Genomic DNA, 18,640 nt, shown 5'->3' on the forward strand with positions numbered 1-18,640 from the left:
TGGATCCTTCAGTTCCTAGGGGCCTCCTGCCAGAAATATTATTTACTGACTTGATTCAACCTGCGGAATGTGGGATGCATTCGGCTGGAGCGCGACCGGACACCACGGCGGGCAAGGGGGCGTATTGCGGCATAGTGGTAGCAACAATCTAAACCATGCTTTGGTCTGGATCGCACCGAAGCGCGATTTGGCGGTATTGGCTGCAACTAATGTTGACGGCGAACTGGCTTATATCAGCACCCATTCGGCAGTGAAACGAGTCATCGCCTCCCTTTAGGTGCAGTTTGGTCCCTCAGATTGAAACTAAGTTGCAACAGTCTAGGCGATCGCATGAATTGAAATCACCCCCAGCCCATTGACCCGAAATAGCAGATTGCACCAACTCTGGGTCCGGACTTGCTGGGGGTGTTGATTATTGCCAACGTCAAGGGTGAGGTTAACTCGAAAGTTTTCCATGAAGTTCCTAGAAGGCACTCGCTTATCACCTGGGTCCGGTGATGGCGATCGCATCCCAGGAATCCAACAGGCTGACTCCGATGGTGGCGAGCGCACCTTTGGTCTGAACCATACAGTCTAACTCCGATAAAGTTTATGAGATCTCCACCACCCGGGCTTCCTTAAATCTGAGTCGCTTAGCAGTGCTCTCTTAATTGCCTCTAAAACTTCAGATTTTTTTAACATGAGGGTGACCGAAGGGTAATCTGTCCGGAAGGGTTCCCCTGGCAGGTTTTTCACAACCGACAGTTATTGAGGAGGCGATCGCATCACCATTTTGAAGGGACGAATGCAAGACTTGGGGTTGCTCGAATCTCGCCCCTTCCAGAATAACGTCCTATTTTGCTTGCTAGAAGAGGATGGTGCTTCGGTCCCTGTTGCGGATAAGTTGCTGGTGAATGTAGATCGCTGAAGGTTAGTCCTATTTAGTAATCGGTCAACGACTAAACCGATAGCCGCAAAGGAAGGAGCCATATTTTTCCTCGCCAATAGGATCACTTTGTTGTGTCCGGGCCAGTTGTATTTGTGATTCTCTCAGGCAATCAGCTTGCTGCTAAGTGACCGAGCGCCTCGAAGAAAGGAGCCGCCGGCAAATCGGGCCATTCCATTTTCGGTGGGCTAATAGAGAAAAAAGTGGAAAATTTTTGGATGAGGGGAGCTGTATGCCCTATTTTTTAGGATTTTTAGCCTTTTTCCTCTGTATCTACTCTCATACTACATTTGGTCGTGTCTTAAGAAATTTCACCTCATTTAATTATGAAGATTTCATAATTTGGAACTTTCTTGCCAATTATTATGTTATGACCTAAGAAAAGGTGGACAATGTTTAAACTGAATTGAAATGTGCACCAATGCTCTCGCCTTATACGAGCATAACTGAGGAGTCTCAAACATCAAGGTGTCTGTCTCCAATGTAAAAAAACATAGCGGATTGTCTGGATTTAAATGTACCTTCATTTGTAACCACAGCACTATATTCCTAACTCCCCAACTCTATGTCAGAAGTCACAACTCCAATAATCGTTCCAGCAGGCGATATTCAGCCATTGGTTCCATTCACTCCGCCTGGGTCTGGCGGAATGGATATTCAAGATGTGGATGCAGGTACCCCAGGCGATGGCACGGGAGGGTCTTCTCCACTACCCTCGCCAGGGACTGTCCCGGCTAACGGGAACTCTGAGAATTTCCCCAGACTTAGCAGCGAAGAGATCGCGCAACTGCAAGCTCGCTTTGGTGCTGCCGCCGTATTTCAAGGTCGGGCAACATCTGAGTTTTTACCGGGCACCGCTAATAATGACCTATTCATCGGCAGCGAAGGCAATGATTTGATTGGTGGCCTGGCTGGCAATGACACCGTATTCGCCGGGGAAGGTAATGATAATATTAGTGGTGGGAACGATAACAACCTGCTCCACGGCAACCAAGGACAAGATACGATTCGGGGTGACGCAGGAGACGACACTGCTTATGGCGGTCAAGGCGAAGATTGGATTGAAGGAGGTTTGGGTGAAGACTTGCTCTTTGGAGATAAAGGCAATGACACCGTATCCGGCCAAGAAGGCAATGACACCGTATCCGGCGGCGAGGGCAAAGATTCCTTATCCGGCGGCAAAGATAACGATCTGATCTTCGGCAACCAAGGGGACGATACCATAGATGGTGGCCCGGGGGACGATACCATAGATGGTGGTCAAGGTGATGACTCTATCAATGGTGGTCGTGGCAACGATATCTTAGTAGGTGGTCGCGGCAATGATATTTTAACAGGTGGCGAAGGGGCTGATACGTTCCGCTTCGAGTATTTCCCACAAGCGGGCGAAACTGCCGTGCCGGTTGCTAATGCCGAAAATGGCAATATCTTTGGTCTGGATACCATTACGGATTTTACCCCGGTGGAAGATAAAATTCAGTTGGATAGTCGAGTCTTTGCTCAGTTACAACCGGGTACTTTATCTCAAGCCAATTTTGCGGCGACGAGTGCGTTCAATGCCAATGCCGAAGGGGCGAGTGAAGCCAAAATTATTTACGACCAAACTAGCGGGTTGGTGTACTACAATCCCAGCAGCAATCCGGGGGATGAAGTCCCATTGGTAAAAATCGATCCGAATCTAGATCTCAATCCAGATAATTTTGAGATTTTCTAAATGGATCCGGTGCAGGAACCGAAAGAGGAAATAAAATTAGGGTGGACATTCATTGTCTACCCTAATCGGTCTTATTTTTTGATGATGATAAACTGAGGGTGCAAAACCAATCGGAAAGTTATAACGATTTAGGAAATAAACTTTACCAGCAGGGGGATTGGCTCGGGGCGCAGCGTTGCTATCTTGAGGCGATCGCCCAACAGGCCGATAATCCTCAATCTTACTACAATCTCGGAGTGGTCCTCAATGCCCAAGGGAAATTAGAGGATGCCCAAGGGTGTTATCAAACCGCGATCGCGCTAAAACCCGATTATCTTAAAGCTTATAGCAACCTGGGTTGCGTTCTGGTCAAGTTAAACAAAATCTCCGAAGCGATTGCCGTTTACCATCGTGCGATCGCCCTTAATCCCAATTGGGCCACGTTACAGAACAACCTCGGCCAAGCGTTACAAGCGCAAGGCAAACCCGGTGAAGCATTATCGGCCTACGCCAAGGCGATCACATTGCAGCCGGATTGGGTTGTACCCTATTATAATGCCGGAAAAATTTGGCAGGTTGAAGGTCAACAGGCCGAGGCAGCTCGTTATTTCCACCGCTGTATCGAACTGGAACCCCATCATCCCTCAGCTTATAGCGACTGCGGCTATTCTTTGATGGCAGCAGGTCAGTTAGAGGCCGCCATGAGGTGCTTTCAAACGGCGATCGCCTTGCAACCAGCGTTTGTCGAATCTTACTGCGCTTGGGTGGAACGCACTTTAACCATTCCAAATCGACCCGGACCCCTTGACGAACGCGATCGCGCTCAAATCAGTTGTGCTGCATTTCTCAAAGCACTACAATTGAATCCCGATTCTCCCGAAGTTTATAGCCATATAGCCCAAACTTACCAGCATTGGGGAAATGTTTTATTCCAATATGGGGGATATGAAAAGGCGGAACGCTACTATCACCAATCGTTACAAATCAACCCGAAGAATTTAACCCTTTACGGGCAATTGAGTCAGTGTTTAGCGAAACAAAACCGATTCAATGCAGCGGCAGTCGTCTCTGCGATAGCAACCCTGATGGAACCGCGTTTATCCCCGGATAAGATTAGGGCTGAACTTGATAAGAGAACCGCCGAGGAATCTTTCGATGGGGAGGGAATCGCGGTGAAGCGCCCCATCCAACCGGATGGATTTTATCTCAATAGCCGAGACTGGATTGAGGCGGTAAAATTTGAGGGGAGTGATTATATCTCCATTCACCTAAGAAGGACTGGACCCGCAGTTAGCCTTCCGAACGATCTCAGAACTCCCTCAGAATGTGGCGGATTGAACTGTGCGCCTTGTCTGAATCGCATTTATCGGCAGTTATCTCCGATTCTTATGGGACGTGATATCTATCATTTTGACAGCCAAAATGGCAGGGCGCTCGCTCAGGATTCACCGCCTCAATTTGTGGTGGTGGTGCCCCAGGGACGGGTGTGGATTGTACCGCAAACGAATTCCTGGATGGTGTGCAATGCGATCGCTGTCGTGACTCCGGATAACTATCTACTCGCTGACGTTTCTCGCCAGTATCCCGGTGCTTTACCCGGTTGTCAGAAACAGGATCCAACGGAACATCAGATTTTTGAGGTAGAAGAGGTTCCTCCCTTAACTGAAATTGACGGGACGGTAGCGGTGTTAGCGGGACTTTCTGGAAACGTCTATTTTCATTGGATTGTGGATATCCTGCCTCGCCTAGAAATATTACGGCAAGCTGGGATAAATTGGGAAGAAATCGATTATTTTTTAGTCAATAGTATCCATGAACCGTTTCAGCGAGAAACCCTGGCACGGTTGGGGATTCCTGAAGCGAAGATTATCGAAAGCGATCGCTATCCCCACATCAGCGCCACCCGACTAATTGTTCCTTCGTTTCCCGGACATTTGGGGTGGTTAGAACCTTGGGCCCTAACTTTTCTGAGGCAGGCATTCCTCAACTCGGTTCCCGCATCGGATTGCGATCGCCCCGAACGAATTTATATCCGTCGCCACAATGCCCGCAATCGGCGGTTAATCAATGAAGAAGAAGTTATCGAGTTTTTAGCTCAGTTTGGCTTTGAACCCATTGAAACCGAATCGTTATCTTTTGCCGAACAGATTGCGGTATTTTCTCAGGCTAAAATAATAGTCGCTCCTCATGGCAGTGGATTAACAAATTTAGTGTTTTGCCGTCCAGGAACTCAGGCGATTGAACTGGTTTCCCCCCACTATGTTAGACCTTATTATGCCGTTATTTGTCAACTCCTGGGATTGTCCCATTATGCGTTAATGGGGGAGGCGTTTGCCTGCTATCCCATCCGAGAAGCCATGTACCAAAACTCCCTAACTGAAGATATTCAAATCAATGTAGAGCGATTGCACGCACTGCTCAAACTTGCTGGTATAATAGAATCGAATTTCTCTGGAGCGGTATCCCCCACTATGCAAGCCACTTTCAACTCGGAAACGGCGGCAGAACAGTTGAATCAACAAGCCGAAGTGTATTTAGCCCAAGGAAAGTTAGATGAGGCTGAATCGGTCTGTTTGAAAGCTATGCAGATTCAGCCTAATTCAGCCGCCAGCTACAAAAATTTAGGGACCGCCCTTCAGAGGAAAGGAAAGATAAAAGAGGCGCAACAGAGTTATTTAAAAGCCCTCAAAATTAACCCAAATTTTGCCGCAGCTTATGCAAATTTGGGCAGTCTTTACGGGCAGCAACGCCAGTGGGAGGCGGCAATTGCTAGTTATCAGCGAGCGATTAATATAAATCCGAAGTTTGCGGGAGCGTATCGGAATTTAGCCAAGGTTTGGACGCAGTTAAAAAAACCAGCAGAAGCGGCAGATTGTTGGTATTTGGCTTGGAGTTTAGAGCCGGAGAAGTTCTCGGCAGTTGAATGCGTGAATCTGGGGAATGCACTGGTGCAACAGCGGGAGATGACCCGCGCCATTGCCTGTTACCGATATGCGCTTGAGTTAAACCCGAATTTAGTCGGGGTTTATCACAATTTAGAAGAAGCATTGAAGCGACAGGGTAAAGTAGAGGAAGCGGCAATTTATGGGAGAAAAGCGGTCGAGTTAGGAATGAAAAGCGGGGAATTTCGGCAGGATGCCAGCCCGAGAAATGGGCAGAAAACGGGAAGTGATGCCTGGGTTGAAGATGCTGAGGCATTGGTGCATTTAGGGGAATATTATTATCAGAAGGGGAAATTCTCAGAGGCGATCGCAGCGCTTGAGAAGGCGGTATCTCTACAGCCGAATCTAGCACTGGCTTATAAAATATTGGGAAATGCGAGACTAGCGCTCAGAGAGTTAGAAGCTGCACAGCAGTGCTATCTAAAAGCGCTAGAAATTCAGCCGGATTTTGCGGAAGTCTATGGCAATCTGGGGACTGTACTGGCGCAACAGAAAAATTGGGATCGGGCAATTTTAGCCTATCAGAAGGCGCTAGAACTGCAACCCACTTTTGCCGGTGCTTATCGGAATTTGGCGAAGGTGTTAGAACGAGTTGGGAAAGCGCAAGATGCGGCAATTTGTCGATATCGGGCATTGAGTTTAGAACCCCTGGAGATGACGGCAGAGGACTGTTTGAAGTTGGGGAATAGTCTGATTATTGAAGGGAAGTCAGAAGAGGCAATCGCCTGTTATCACCGGGCAGTGGAGTTAAATCCGCAGCTATCCCCCGCTTATCATAATCTGGGGGAAATTTTCAGTAATCAACAGGAGTGGGAAGCGGCGATCACGGCATACCGACAGGCGATCGCAGTGAAACCGGAGAATGGGGGATCGCATTATGGATTGGCGAAGGCGTTGGTAAAATTGGAACGCTGGGAGGAGGCGATCGGCGCTTATCAGCAAGCAATTCAGTTGAAGGTAACTTCGGCAGAAATCTATCATCAACTTGGGGATGCACTCCAAAAGCTGCAACGCTGGGAGGAAGCGGCGACTGCTTATCGGCAGGCGATCGCGTTAAATGCCGATAATTCTTGGTCCCATAATAATTTAGGGGATGCGCTGACGAAACTGCAACAATGGGAGGAAGCAGTTGTCGCATATCGTCGGGCGATCGCCTTAAATCCTGAGTTCTCCTGGTCTTATTACAATTTAGGGGATGTACTGATAAAATTGCAACGGTGGGAAGAATCTGTCAGTGTGTATCGTTGCGCGGTAGAACTTAACCCCCAACTACCAGGAATTGAAAAGAAATTAGCACGTGCCTTCCGAGAACGAGCCAGATTAGATTTAGATGTAGCCGCTAACTGGGATCGCCAGGCGATTACAGCCAATCCGGATGAAGTAGAGGCCGAGCTTCAGTTCCTAAACATTAAACTGCATACTCCAGGGTGCTACTTAGAATTGGGTAAGAGGTTGGTGGAAGACAATCGCTTAGATGAGGCAATTTCAATTTATAAAGGGTCTATAGACGTACTTCCCGATGACCCAGAAATCTACTTTCAATTAGCTAAAATTTTCGCTCAGAAAAAAGACCCGGAAAGAGCGTTTGCTGCCTACCGCCGCGCTGTTGAGGTTGATCCCAAGCATTATTGGTCTCATCACCATATCGCCGAAATTTTAGCAGAAAAAGGTCAGATCAACGAAGCGATTGACAGCTACTCTCGTGCCATTGAAACCAATCCTTCTCCTTCATTTTGGCATTATCATAACTTAGCTCAAGTTCAAGTCCGTAAAGGGGAACTAGACCAAGCCATTGCCTCCTACCGCAAGGCAATTGAGGTAAACCCAGACTACTCTTGGTCTTACAGAAATTTGGGCGATATTCTAGCCACGCAAGGTAAAACTGACGAAGCCACAGTCTGTTATCGCCGTGCCATTAAACTTAAACCAAGAATTTTCTAACTGTAGAGAGAACCCCTTGTATGTCAGACTTCCTCGATCGCAAAATTAATCATTACAAAAAAGCCCTGCTAATTAAGCCAGATAACGCTGAAGTTTACAGCCAGTTAGCAGAATATTATTACAACCGGGGTCAATTGCAGGAGTCAGCCACAGCTTGTGAAACAGCGCTCAAGATTGAACCCAATTTGGTAAATGCCTCAAAAACTTTAGCGCTTGTATTGCAAGAGCAAGGACAAGTTGATGCTGCTTTTGAACTGTACAATAACCTAGGCGATCTCTTTGTCAAAGAAGGAAATCTAGAAGAGGCAATCCCTGCCTACCGTTGTGCCATTGAGCTGAAACCTGACGCCTATAAGGTTTACTATAAGTTGGGGGAAATTTGGGAAAACAGAGAACAGTGGGAGGATGCTATTTATTTGTACCTCAACTGTCTGTATTTGTATGAAAATTTAAAGGATGCAAAACCGCTATTTCGTGAAGCCTATCAAAAAGTTTTGTTGGATAAAAATCCTCTTTATCCCCTCCAAAAATTAATTTGTGTCTACCGGAAGATAATTAAAGAAAAACCGGATTTTTCTCTAGCTTACGTTGGTTTGGGAGACCTGTTGACTCAACAAGGAAAAATAGAAGAGGCGATTTTTTGTTACAAAACTGCTAGTTATAATAAACTCCTCAGTTCTCACCCAGGCTTGGCTAAAATCGATTGCCATCCTCAAAACCAAAGCGACCCCAACTTTTTAATTGTGGGTATTGGAAAAGGAGGGACAAGTTCTCTGTATTATTACCTAACACAGAATCCTAGGATTTTGCCCGCTCTTATAAAAGAAATTCGTTTTTTCGATGAAAATTTTGAGAAGGGATTAGATTGGTATTTATCTCATTTTCCCCCTATCCCCAAAACATCTACTTTTTTGACTGGAGAAGCAACTCCTTGGTATTTTGTTACGGGTGACGTAGAGAAAAAAATAGCTAGTATTTTTCCTGAAATTAAGTTAATTCTGGTTTTAAGAAATCCCCTATTTCGTTCTTTTTCTCATTTTCAAATGGATTTCAAAAATGGAAGAGAAAAAAGGTCTTTTACCGAAGCAATTACCTCTGAAATTGAAGCCATTAGAAATCTTGCCGATCCTTCTCAAGCCGACTTCAATTATTGGCAGTCAGAAAAAGGTTATTTATTATTTAGCTTATATGTTTACTTTTTAGAAAAATGGATGGCTGTATTTCCCAGAGAACAATTTTTAATTTTACAAAGTGAAGATTTTTATGCCAATCCCGCGGCTACCCTAACTCAGGTTTTTGAGTTTTTGGATGTACCAGATTATGCCTTGCCAGAGTATCCGAATTACAATCCTGGGGCTTATAATCCGATCGATGACAATCTGCGGCAGAGGTTAGCCGATTTTTTCCGCCCCCATAATCAGAAGTTAGAGGAATATCTCGGGATGACATTTAACTGGGATTAATTTATTTTTTACGGCAAGGCTTTATCGGACAGGGGTTTGCTGCTGCACTTGCTCCAGTTGCGCTTTCACACGCTCTATTTCAGCTTGCGCCTCTTGCAGTTGAGATTGTATGCGATCGAGTTCGTCTTGGGTTTGCAGCGCAGTTTGCATCCAAGCTTGGGATTGGGAGGCTAGAGCCTGGTATCGATTTTTCTCTTGCTGAATTTGCCAGATTTTGCCTTGCTTTTGTGTTTCTGATTGCCAAAGTTGCTCAACACAGGTGAGGAGGAGATGGAGTTGGCGCTGATTCCACCGACAAGCCTCGATTTGAGACAAATATTGACGCAAATAGTACCGCTCTTTTGGGAATTTTTCTGGGTTAATACTGAGCGCACCGGGGGAATCAGAGAGGTAGAGAGGATAAGGATAGTAGGCAATCTCTTTACCCGTGGCGATCGCCGCCCCTAAAATATGCCAATTTAACCCTAGTAAATCCCTCACCTCAGAATACCGAAACTCCCGCAGCAACTCCACCGCAAATAGAGCGCACAAATCGCGATTGTAGTTAAATTCCAGTAACTTGAGTAAAGAGCCATCATTCAAATTGCTCACTTCAAAATTGTGGTCCAGCTTCATGTCTGGACAAACCACAGCTACAGAATCGGATTCACAAGCCGCTGTGACAAATTTTTCTACCATAAGAGGTAGCGCAATGCAATCGCTGGCAAACTGTAAGAAATATTTGCCCGTCGCCAGTTCTACCAATCGATTATAAGCCGCTCCCAAAGTCTGATTTACATTGGACTCGATAAACTGATAGCTGGAAAACTGTACCTTAGCGCGAGCGATTGCCTCTGGTATGGGTTTTCCTGCTGAATTTTTGTACAAAACAATAACTTCTATATTTTGATAACTTTGTCCTGCCAGACTTTCTAGACAATCCAAAACTTTTCCATCGTCTGAAAAACAAGTCACGCCTATGGTTACGCGGGGACTTTTGGGTTCTTTGGGAGCTGATTTAATAAATGCTTCGGTCATATATTCAAGCCTCTGGTTAAGTAACTTTTGATTCACTGTTTCCAAAAACGCCCGTTCAGGAATTACTGGCATTTCCGGAGGTGCTGAGATGACTTCACCGATGGAGGTAGCCAGGGATGTGACGTTTTCTGGCTCAAACCAGCGCACACCATCGGTTCTTGAAATTAAGTTTAAGGTTTCTTGAAATCCTCCTGTATCTGAAACCACTAACCTAACGGTTAACTGTCCCATTTCTAAAGCGGTATTGGGAAAGTTTTCTTGGAGACTGCAAAGGCAGACTATGGGCATGGGTAGCTGGCTGACTAACTCAATTGCCTCTAAACTCGATAAGTTGGGCAAAATCTGATAAGAAATTTTTCCCTTCAAAGCCCCATCAATATACTGCTGGCTATCCAAGCCTTTAAGCTGCGTAGATTCCAATTGAACGATTTTACCCAGAAAAATAATCTCCAGTTTCTCAGAAATATTGGGGCTAAGGGACTGGAGTGCTTCCACAAAAGTACAGAGTCCTTTTCTTTCCTCTAAACGACCGAAAAATACCAGAGGTATTTTTTGGGGATCCTGTAGGGGCGATTCTATGAGTGCCCCTACATCGCCCAATGATTCGCGAATCGTCCTTACATCATATTTTTGAGCGGCTAAATTTACAATCGGAATAAAATAAGGCAAATGAACCGCCTGGGATGTTTTCCAGCCATAACTTTCTACCTTAGACTTGAGAAAGTGGGAGGGAAAATAAGTAACATCAGCATTTTCATAAGAATATTGCTCATAATGATACGCTTGCCAAAACCAATGGGGATGATCCACTGCATATCGATGATTGGTTTCTCGCAACCATTCAAACCCACCATGATCTGTGACTCCAATCAGACAACGATTAGGCAACACCCCGGATTTTTTTGCCTGAATGGTGCGATACCCGAATCCCCAAATTGCGGGAAATTCCACATAAACCACTGCCTCTGGGAAACTGGCTAAAATTGCCTGAGTAAAGAACAAACAGCACAAACTTTCATAGTCAAACCATTGGGCGATCGTCTGTTTCTGACTTTGGGCTAAAATAGCGCGGTGAATCGGCTGAAGATTTAATACCTTATCCACTTCTCCCGTAGAAAAAATATGCTGAAGATTGGGGACTTGAGATTTTCCCCCAAACTCGGTGTCATTCTGGCACAGTAAGAGGATAATAGACCAACCATCGGCGGCTAAATGTTGGCTTAATGCGTGATAATAAGTGCCGATGCCACCATTTTTATAAAATCCTTCAAATTCGCTAGTGGCTAAAATGGCTACCTTTTGGGCAGAAGCATTGAAATTTGGTTGCAATTGAGGTTGAAAATGGACTTGAGAATGGTCAGGGGACAAGATATGGGTAAGTAAATTTTTCATATCGTTAAGAACATTCATTAAATAACACAAACTTCAAATAACCTTGCGTAGGGATACCGCAATACGGTGTCCTACTACTGTTGCCTTGTCCTATCATTCACTTCTGCGAGTAGGGTGGGCAAAATTTTGCTCACCCTACCTGTGGAGTCGGCTGTATGTTGTAGGGGTGATTCGCGAATCACCCCTACAGGGTTCTCCGGGATATTTGTTCTGCCACGAGAGGAATATCGCCCGCATTGCCAAACATTTCTCTAGCTTTAATCAATTCCTGTTTAGCTTGGTCTATATCTCCTAAATAAATAAAAGCCATCACTTTAGCCGCCGCAATATTCGGACGTAATTTATCATGACAAATTGGCAACGAGTATGCAAACGCCTGATGCACATCTTCCGTAGAAAATATACTAAATGGTTGATCTAACTTTAAAATTAAAGTATTCTTTGGTAAGGGCTTAACATATTGAAACACTGCCGCTTGGTAAAGATTACAATGGTGTTTAAAGTAGGGTCTCAGTTTGTAAATTAATAAATGTATCCAAGCCGTGGCATAATGAGCGAAATCATTATAATGAACGAGTGATACGCCGGGAACTAAATCACAGTAAAAATTCAAAAAAATGTTTTTTGTGAGTTCCCAGCTTTTCATCGCATCCACAAATAAATATTCGATCGCCCCACCGTTCCAACCCATCTGAGTCACATCTCCAGGATAAACTTTTATCGAGGGACTCCAGGGGCTAATTCTGCGAGTAAATTCATCCAAAAAGCTATCTCCCGGTTGATATTGACCTTCCAGGGAAGTCCCTTTCACCGTTTGTTCCATATATGGATGCCAAATAAATAAATCGTAAGCGTGAATCCGTTTGTATTTCAGGGCAACCCGACGATTTTTTTCTAATCCCTTAGCCAGAGAAATGGTTGCCGACCCTAACCAACATCCTAAATCAATGATTTCCCCTTGACCAGAATAAATATTTTGGCCATAATCTTGCAAAAAAATTTGCTCTGGATCTGAGGTCATCCCTAATAGCCGAGAATATGATTCTGGACTAGATAGCTGCTGTTTAGTGACAGTTCCTTGAGTAAAAGCTTGTTTCATATACTCTAGCCGTTGGTTCAGCAAAGATTGATTCACTGCTGCCAAAAACTCTGGTTTAGCAACAGCGGGAATTTCAGGATAAACCTCGATCGCATTGGCAATTTCTGCTGCCAGAGATTGGGAGTTTCCCGGTTCAAACCATCGCACCTTATCCGAGCGCTCAATTAAGTTTAAGGTTTCTCGAAAACCTCCGGTATCTGAGACAACCAAACTCACGGGTAATTGCCCCATTTCCAAGGCACTATTGGGAAAGTTTTCTTGGGGACTGGTCAGGCAAACGATCGCCGGTGCTAATTCTTGCACCAGGGCGATCGCTTCCTGGCTAAATAAGTCCGAGATGATGGTATAATTAAATTTATTATTGAGCTTCCGCTCGATATAGTGTTGACTGTCTTGTTGCTCGGTTTCCGGGGCATGAAGGGTGACAGTTTTTCCTAAAAATAACAGGTAAAGTTGCTGGCTAATTTCCTCATCGGCAAATTGCTGGGTAATATGCGCGATCGCCTCAATAAACGTCAGCAGTCCTTTCCGTTCTTCCAAGCGACCAAAAAAGACGATCGGGATTTGTTGCCGTTTAAGATTCAAACCAACCCGGTTTAACATCGGTCGTTTTTTATCCAAAGCTGGCACAATCGGGAAACAGTAGGGCAAATGAATAGCATGGGTCATATTCCAGCCATAACTTTTCACTTTTTCCGCCATAAACCAAGACAGGAAAAAAGCTAAATCGGCATTTTCACAGCAATACTGCTCGTAACCATAGACATTTCCAAACCAATTCCATCCCGGATATAAACTATATTTTTCATGGGCTTCATTTAACCACTCTTGACCGCTGTGCAGGGTCACGGCTGTCACGCAATGTTGCCCCAACAAACCCGCACGTTTGGCTTGAATTGTCCGATATCCCAGTCCGCACAAATCGGGAAATTCCACATAAATAGGAGACTGACGGAAATGAGCGGCGATCGCCTGCACAAAAAACAGAATTCGATAACTTTCTGACTCTACCCATTCCCATTGCTGAAACCCCGATAAAATCCCTTGGTGAATCCGCTGTAGCTGTAAAATTTTTTCCGCTTCATGGGTAGAAAAAATATGCTGAACCGGGGCAACCGACGATTCTCCCTCAAACTCTTTTTCCGTTTGACAGAGAATTAAAATAATATATAGACCTTGACTGGATAATTTTTCGCTTAAGGTTTTATAATAAGTACCAATGCCCCCATTTTTGAAAATACCTTCATATTCCGAAGTCACCAAAATCGCTACATTTTCCGGGGCTGGTGATAATTTTTCCTCGAAGGTTGCTTGAAAGCGGACAGTAAACTCCTTCTCCCAATCGGTTGCCAAAATGTTTGTTTTCGCGAGCAATTCGTGCTGATTCATTTTTATTTTATTAGCGTAGTCCGGTAATGCGGTAGTCATTCAGTAGGCTGTGTCTTGGCATTCCATTGATTAATCTAATCAGAAATTTTAATATCAATGACAAAATTTATCGAAAAATCTGGCTGTCCGGGTAAACAAAACACTACTGGGACGGTTGCTTTTCCATCAACTAATTTTCCGTAAATCATTCCACGATCCTCCCACTAGCCCCACCAAAGCCAATTGCCACATCATACCCAATTCGCATCGTAAACAATCTGGCATTAGGTTTTTTTTGCTTAAATTTTAAGGCGGTCTCTACGCCATTTTTATCAATTCCATATTCGCCGGTTTCCGCATCAATTACAATCATTTTACCAATGTTTTCCCCCGATTCAACTTGTTGGCGAATGCCCTTCTCGTAAAATTGTTTGGCTCTTTGCGCCAATTCTTCCACTGTCCAAAAAATAGCCTGTGTCATCATTATTATCCCTGTTTTTTAGTCTTTAAAGATGATTAATCAATTGCTCGACTTCATGAGTAGCAAATCTGGCAATCCCTGGCATCAAACAATACTAGCATCATTTTAAAACCGATAGCGAATGTGTTTTCATTGGCACGAAAACTTAATTATTAATTCTATCGCAGATAGCGCGTCTTGCACCGAATCCCTCACCCGATGGACCCTCTCCCGGTGGGCCGCCAACGAGAACGGGGCCGCCATCGTCCATGCGCTTTGCGGCACGCAAGACTCGCTATTTGCAATAGCGTTCGTAATGCACCGAAGACAACCCAGTATTTTTATAGGCTATCTCCTACCGAAATGACTTGACGATCGCCCCATAACAAAAAATGGGATGTGCGTTATTTGTTATTTGTTATTTGTTATCTATCCTCCCCCCACACTCTCCCACACCTCCCACACTTTATAATCGCCTGCGAATAATCTCCGCCAATCGAGCTTGGTGTTGCTCGGATTTTATCTGATTCAATTCTGCGGTTTTTTCGGACAATTCAGCTTGAGACTCTTCTAAAAGAGCTTGCATTTGCTGCCGTTGTGCTTCAGATATTTGTAATTCGGATTGGGTTTGTTGTAGCTGTTGTTGAGACTGTTGTATTTCGCTCTGAGTTTGCTGTTCTTGCAACTTTAATTGCGCGAATTTTGCCTGGTTTTCCTGTAATTGTGTGCGTTCTCGCTCTAATTCAGTTTGGGTTTGTTGCAATTGGGTTTGAGTGGTTTGCAATTGTTCTCGGAGGTGTTCGAGTTCTGCTTGGGTCTGGGAATAGTCTTCTTTTAAGGTGGCTAATTCGGTAGTTTTTTGGTGCAGTTGTTCGTTAGATGCACTTAACTCCCGTTGCAGTTGACTACGGGACTGTTCCAGGTCGGTTTGGGTTTGGTTGAGTTGGATTTTCAGTTGTTCTAATTCAACTTGACTTTGGTGCAGTTGTTCGTTAAATGCACTTAACTCCCGTTGCAGTTGACTGCGGGACTGTTCCAGGTGGGCTTGGGTTTCCTGGAGTTGCTGTTGCAGGGTGTCGCGTTGGGTTTGGTGTTGGCGTTGTTGTTCGGCGAGTTGGGTTTTGAGACGGGAAATGGTGCGATCGGGGTGGAGGGGGTCGAGTTTTGCGGCAATGAGTTCGGGGGTCAGGGGGTCGTAGGTGTAGGGTTCGGTTTTGATCAGGGTTACGCCATCACCACTGGGTTTTTCGCCGACAATATAGCGGTGATAAAAGTCATCTTCCACTGCATAGAGTTCGAGGGTCTCAGACTGTGCGGATTCTTGGTAGCCGAAGTGAGTTAAGGTATTTTGCGGGGCAATTAAACAAGTAATTGCCACTCGTTCTTGGTTTTGAGTGTTGGGGGATGCACTATGAAAGAGCCGTTTGTCATAGAGGATGGCTTGTCCGGCTTTGAGGAGGATAGGGGTGAGATATTGCTCGGTAAGCAGGGTGGCAATGTCGTCGCTGTAGGGGAAAGGCGAAAAGGGCGAAAAGACTCTGGTTTGTGCGTTGAGGAGATGGCTACCTTTGACAACGTGCAAGCAACCGTTACTAGGATCAACATCGATGAGGGGACACCAGATGCCATAGGAGAGACTTTCGGGTTCGCAAGTGGCAGAGTTATCTTGATGTAGTAGAGTTGGATTTGTACTTGAATTGGGAGATTTAAGATACCAAGTGCCAACAGCAGCGCGATGACTTGGCAATAGTCTCGTTAGCTTTGGATTGACAACTGCTTTGATACGATTACTGTGGTGTTGCCGGAATCCTTCATTATCCAAATTAAAGATTGTGTAATGCGAGAGAGCAATTCCATTATCTGGCAGTGAAACAGCACTAACCAGTTCCCGTAAATCCTCCAATTCATCCGGCGTTAAAAAGTCCTCCAGCACCACATACCCCTCGGTCTCTAGCTGCTGCTGCATGGCTGGTGTTAACGGCGCGACATTGGTGGGACGAGGTGCTTCAGTAGTGGACGGGGTGGGGTTTGGCATGGGCGTAAATCCGGCTTTGATGACCTGGAATAGTTGTGTGATGCGAACTTTAATCGACGGGTAGAACAACATTGCCGTGAGTGCCACCAAAACGAAGAACTGGGGATTTTGCACCGCGAGGGTGATGGCAAGGGCAAGGGGAAGCCAGACCTCATAGAGGTCATGGGGGATGATGTTTTGATTTTTGGGCGGTGAGGAAGTGAAAGGATAGGGGGCGGTTTTGATGTTAACGGCGGTGAGGAGCAGATAGACGACAAAAAAGGCGGTTAATGGGGGGGTGGACTGGCAGAGGAGCAGGGCAACACCACTGAGTAAGAGGAGTTCAACGGGGAAGACGAGGCGATTAATCAACGTTTTGACGGTTTCGGGGGGGCGTTGGGTGACAAAGGTGGTGATTCCGGCGTTGAGGTCATTGGCGCGATCCCAGAGTTGGTGCAGCAAAATGCCGCGTAGCCCGATGAAAAAGGCATGGGCGGCGGCAATTCCGGTGAAGAGGAGGGCGTTGCGGGGTGGGTCGGGGGTGTGGCTGAGGACGGTGGCAGCGACGAAGAGGGTGGGGACGAGGTGCGCTCCAGCAGCATCGCTGAGGATGCCCCAGATGCCCCGTTCTTTCAGGCGCAGGGGCGGGACGGAGTAGAGGGTGGGGAGCAGGTAGTTGGCGGCGAGGAGGGCGAGAGGAATCGTGCCGAGGTGGGTGAGGAGGGGGGCAGCGAAGCCGATGCTCAGGAAGAGGAGGCACAGGAGGAGGCGTTGCCAGGGTTGGAGGTTGGCGGCGGCGTTGGGTTTGTTAGCTTTTTGGTCGGTTTCGATGTCGCAGATGTCGTTGAGGAGGTAGCCGTAGGCGGCAACGGAGGCAATAGAGAGGAGTGCGGTGAGGGTGGTGGGGGTGGCGGTGGTGGGGGGGAGTTGGAGGAGGAGGGTTTCGGCGTAGGCGATGGTGAGGAGGGGCGCGATTTTGTAGAGCCACCATTCTTGAAAGCGAACTAATTTCAGTGAATTGAAGTTAGCCTGTTTGCGATCGTTTTTTTGTTTCTTCTGACGAGCAATAATTGCTTTCCTTTCACTGTTGACTGATGCGGAATATTCGATGACCTCAACGCGATCAAAATATTTTTCAAATAGAGACACCATATACTCTAGTTGAGGAGCAATCATATTTTCATGTCGGTTGCCGGTTCGCTCGTCAATCCACGTCCAAATTACGCCTTCAAATTGGATTGAACCACCATACCCCCCTAATTGGTCTGCATTGGTATAGGTATAGGGCAGTTTGAGCTTTCCCGTTCCGATTAATTCCGGTTCGCATACAGGTAGAAAGCAAATACCGCGATCGGATATCCAGTCCGCAAAGTTGGCAACGAGTTGTTCGAGTTCTGCAAGAGATTCGACATAGCCATAAGCCCACCACATAGAGGAAACTAAGTCCCATTTACCTTCCCACTGGGGTCGCCGATCTCTATAGTCCCCTCGAACGAGCGGGATATTAGGGTTGGCTTGTCGGGCAGCCTCTAACATTGCCGGAGAAATATCTAAGCCAGCTCGTTCAACGTCTGGAAACCGACTTAAAAAGTAGCCCGTACCGCAGGCAACATCGAGCCATAGGGGATTGTCGCCGATTTCGTCTAGAAGTTGGGCGATGGTTTCCTGCTCAAAGTCAGCATCGATTTTTGATAGGTCGTTGAGTAAAAAGCGTTGGTTGTAGTTTTGCGCGTAGTTGCGATCGTAAATTTTAAGTACATCATTTTGGTCCATTTTGTCCATGATTTTTCGTTAAATTTTATCCTTAAAGAAGCATAAAGCAACAATTTTTAGTCTTAGTAGGGTGGGCATTGCCCACAAATTCATCATTTTTGACCCTATTGATTATTGTCGGTAATGACCACGGATTGATAATCATGGCTAAATGGGTTTGTTGTGGACCGTAAAATGGCTATTTTAAAACCCAAATTCGCCCCCTGTCTAGGTTTTTAGAAAAAATTAAAGATTACTTGATTCCATAGAGAGCATATAGCCCCTAGCTTTAGGGGCCACTAGGGAGCCATGAGGGCCGGACCCGGACTGGCTAAATGGCCCCTAAAGATTGCCAGATTTGAGTTTGAGAAGTTAGCTTGATGCGTATGGGGCATTGCCCACCATAACCCAACATATCGTAATCGTGATTTGGTGGGCGATGCCCACCATAACCCAATATATTGCCACCGTAATTTGGTGGGCGATGCCCACCCTACTAGCGCGTCTAAGCTAAAATAGTGGGTAAAATATCTTTGAGGAGTCTCATGAGTAACCCGAACATCAAACATAAAGT

11 protein-coding genes are annotated in these 18,640 nt (G+C 45.8%); 4 read left to right on the top strand and 7 right to left on the bottom strand.

All coding sequences use genetic code 11. The features are described from left to right. Positions 1-318: 318 nt before the first annotated feature. On the bottom strand, positions 319-456 hold the full coding sequence (locus NG795_RS27745) for a hypothetical protein (protein WP_367291829.1): 138 nt from the start codon (positions 454-456) through the stop codon (positions 319-321). Here NG795_RS27745 and NG795_RS27750 point away from each other — a divergent pair. Continuing rightward, on the top strand, positions 455-577 hold the full coding sequence (locus NG795_RS27750) for a hypothetical protein (RefSeq protein ID WP_367291830.1): 123 nt from the start codon (positions 455-457) through the stop codon (positions 575-577). The genes NG795_RS27745 and NG795_RS27750 overlap by 2 nt on opposite strands. Positions 578-744: 167 nt before the next feature. Here the strand turns inward: NG795_RS27750 and NG795_RS27755 are convergent, their stop codons facing one another. Beyond that, a complete protein-coding gene (locus NG795_RS27755; RefSeq protein ID WP_367291831.1) occupies positions 745-969 on the bottom strand; it encodes a hypothetical protein in 225 nt (74 codons plus the stop codon). Positions 970-1,490: 521 nt separating this feature from the next. Here NG795_RS27755 and NG795_RS27760 point away from each other — a divergent pair. The 3 genes from NG795_RS27760 (at position 1,491) to NG795_RS27770 (ending at position 8,964) form a co-directional block, all read left to right on the top strand. Continuing rightward, positions 1,491-2,639, top strand: coding sequence for a calcium-binding protein (locus NG795_RS27760; protein ID WP_367291832.1), 1,149 nt, complete (start codon positions 1,491-1,493; stop codon positions 2,637-2,639). A 98-nt stretch (positions 2,640-2,737) separates the two neighbouring features. After that, complete coding sequence (locus NG795_RS27765) at positions 2,738-7,501, top strand: tetratricopeptide repeat protein (protein ID WP_367291833.1); 4,764 nt, start codon at positions 2,738-2,740, stop codon at positions 7,499-7,501. A 20-nt stretch (positions 7,502-7,521) separates the two neighbouring features. Continuing rightward, the gene (locus tag NG795_RS27770) at positions 7,522-8,964 is read left to right on the top strand and encodes a tetratricopeptide repeat-containing sulfotransferase family protein (RefSeq protein WP_367291834.1); all 1,443 of its coding nucleotides are present in this window, start codon (positions 7,522-7,524) and stop codon (positions 8,962-8,964) included. Positions 8,965-8,985: 21 nt separating this feature from the next. Here the strand turns inward: NG795_RS27770 and NG795_RS27775 are convergent, their stop codons facing one another. The 5 genes from NG795_RS27775 to NG795_RS27795 form a co-directional block, all read right to left on the bottom strand. Then, on the bottom strand, positions 8,986-11,373 hold the full coding sequence (locus tag NG795_RS27775) for a glycosyltransferase (RefSeq protein ID WP_367291835.1): 2,388 nt from the start codon (positions 11,371-11,373) through the stop codon (positions 8,986-8,988). Positions 11,374-11,557: 184 nt separating this feature from the next. Next, complete coding sequence (locus tag NG795_RS27780; RefSeq protein ID WP_367291836.1) at positions 11,558-13,861, bottom strand: glycosyltransferase family 4 protein; 2,304 nt, start codon at positions 13,859-13,861, stop codon at positions 11,558-11,560. A gap of 184 nt (positions 13,862-14,045) precedes the next feature. After that, entirely contained in the window at positions 14,046-14,324 is a 279-nt protein-coding gene (locus NG795_RS27785; protein WP_367291837.1) for a hypothetical protein, read from the bottom strand. A 442-nt stretch (positions 14,325-14,766) separates the two neighbouring features. Beyond that, positions 14,767-18,096, bottom strand: a complete 3,330-nt coding sequence (locus NG795_RS27790; protein ID WP_367291838.1) for a phytanoyl-CoA dioxygenase family protein — start codon at positions 18,094-18,096, stop codon at positions 14,767-14,769. A gap of 269 nt (positions 18,097-18,365) precedes the next feature. Continuing rightward, a partial coding sequence (locus NG795_RS27795; RefSeq protein WP_367291839.1) for a hypothetical protein occupies positions 18,366-18,640 on the bottom strand: 275 nt, incomplete at its 5' end.

The organism is Laspinema palackyanum D2c (assembly GCF_025370875.1).
Classification (GTDB): domain Bacteria; phylum Cyanobacteriota; class Cyanobacteriia; order Cyanobacteriales; family Laspinemataceae; genus Laspinema; species Laspinema palackyanum.

Excerpts from the sequence above, each read along its gene's own strand:
- NG795_RS27760 (WP_367291832.1), top strand. The coding sequence starts at position 1,491 with ATGTCAGAAGTCACAACTCCAATAATCGTTCCAGCAGGCGATATTCAG.
- NG795_RS27790 (WP_367291838.1), bottom strand. The coding sequence starts at position 18,096 with ATGGACAAAATGGACCAAAATGATGTACTTAAAATTTACGATCGCAAC.
- NG795_RS27755 (WP_367291831.1), bottom strand. The coding sequence starts at position 969 with ATGGCTCCTTCCTTTGCGGCTATCGGTTTAGTCGTTGACCGATTACTA.
- NG795_RS27770 (WP_367291834.1), top strand. The coding sequence starts at position 7,522 with ATGTCAGACTTCCTCGATCGCAAAATTAATCATTACAAAAAAGCCCTG.
- NG795_RS27785 (WP_367291837.1), bottom strand. The coding sequence starts at position 14,324 with ATGATGACACAGGCTATTTTTTGGACAGTGGAAGAATTGGCGCAAAGA.
- NG795_RS27775 (WP_367291835.1), bottom strand. The coding sequence starts at position 11,373 with ATGAAAAATTTACTTACCCATATCTTGTCCCCTGACCATTCTCAAGTC.
- NG795_RS27745 (WP_367291829.1), bottom strand. The coding sequence starts at position 456 with ATGGAAAACTTTCGAGTTAACCTCACCCTTGACGTTGGCAATAATCAA.
- NG795_RS27750 (WP_367291830.1), top strand. The coding sequence starts at position 455 with ATGAAGTTCCTAGAAGGCACTCGCTTATCACCTGGGTCCGGTGATGGC.
- NG795_RS27780 (WP_367291836.1), bottom strand. The coding sequence starts at position 13,861 with ATGAATCAGCACGAATTGCTCGCGAAAACAAACATTTTGGCAACCGAT.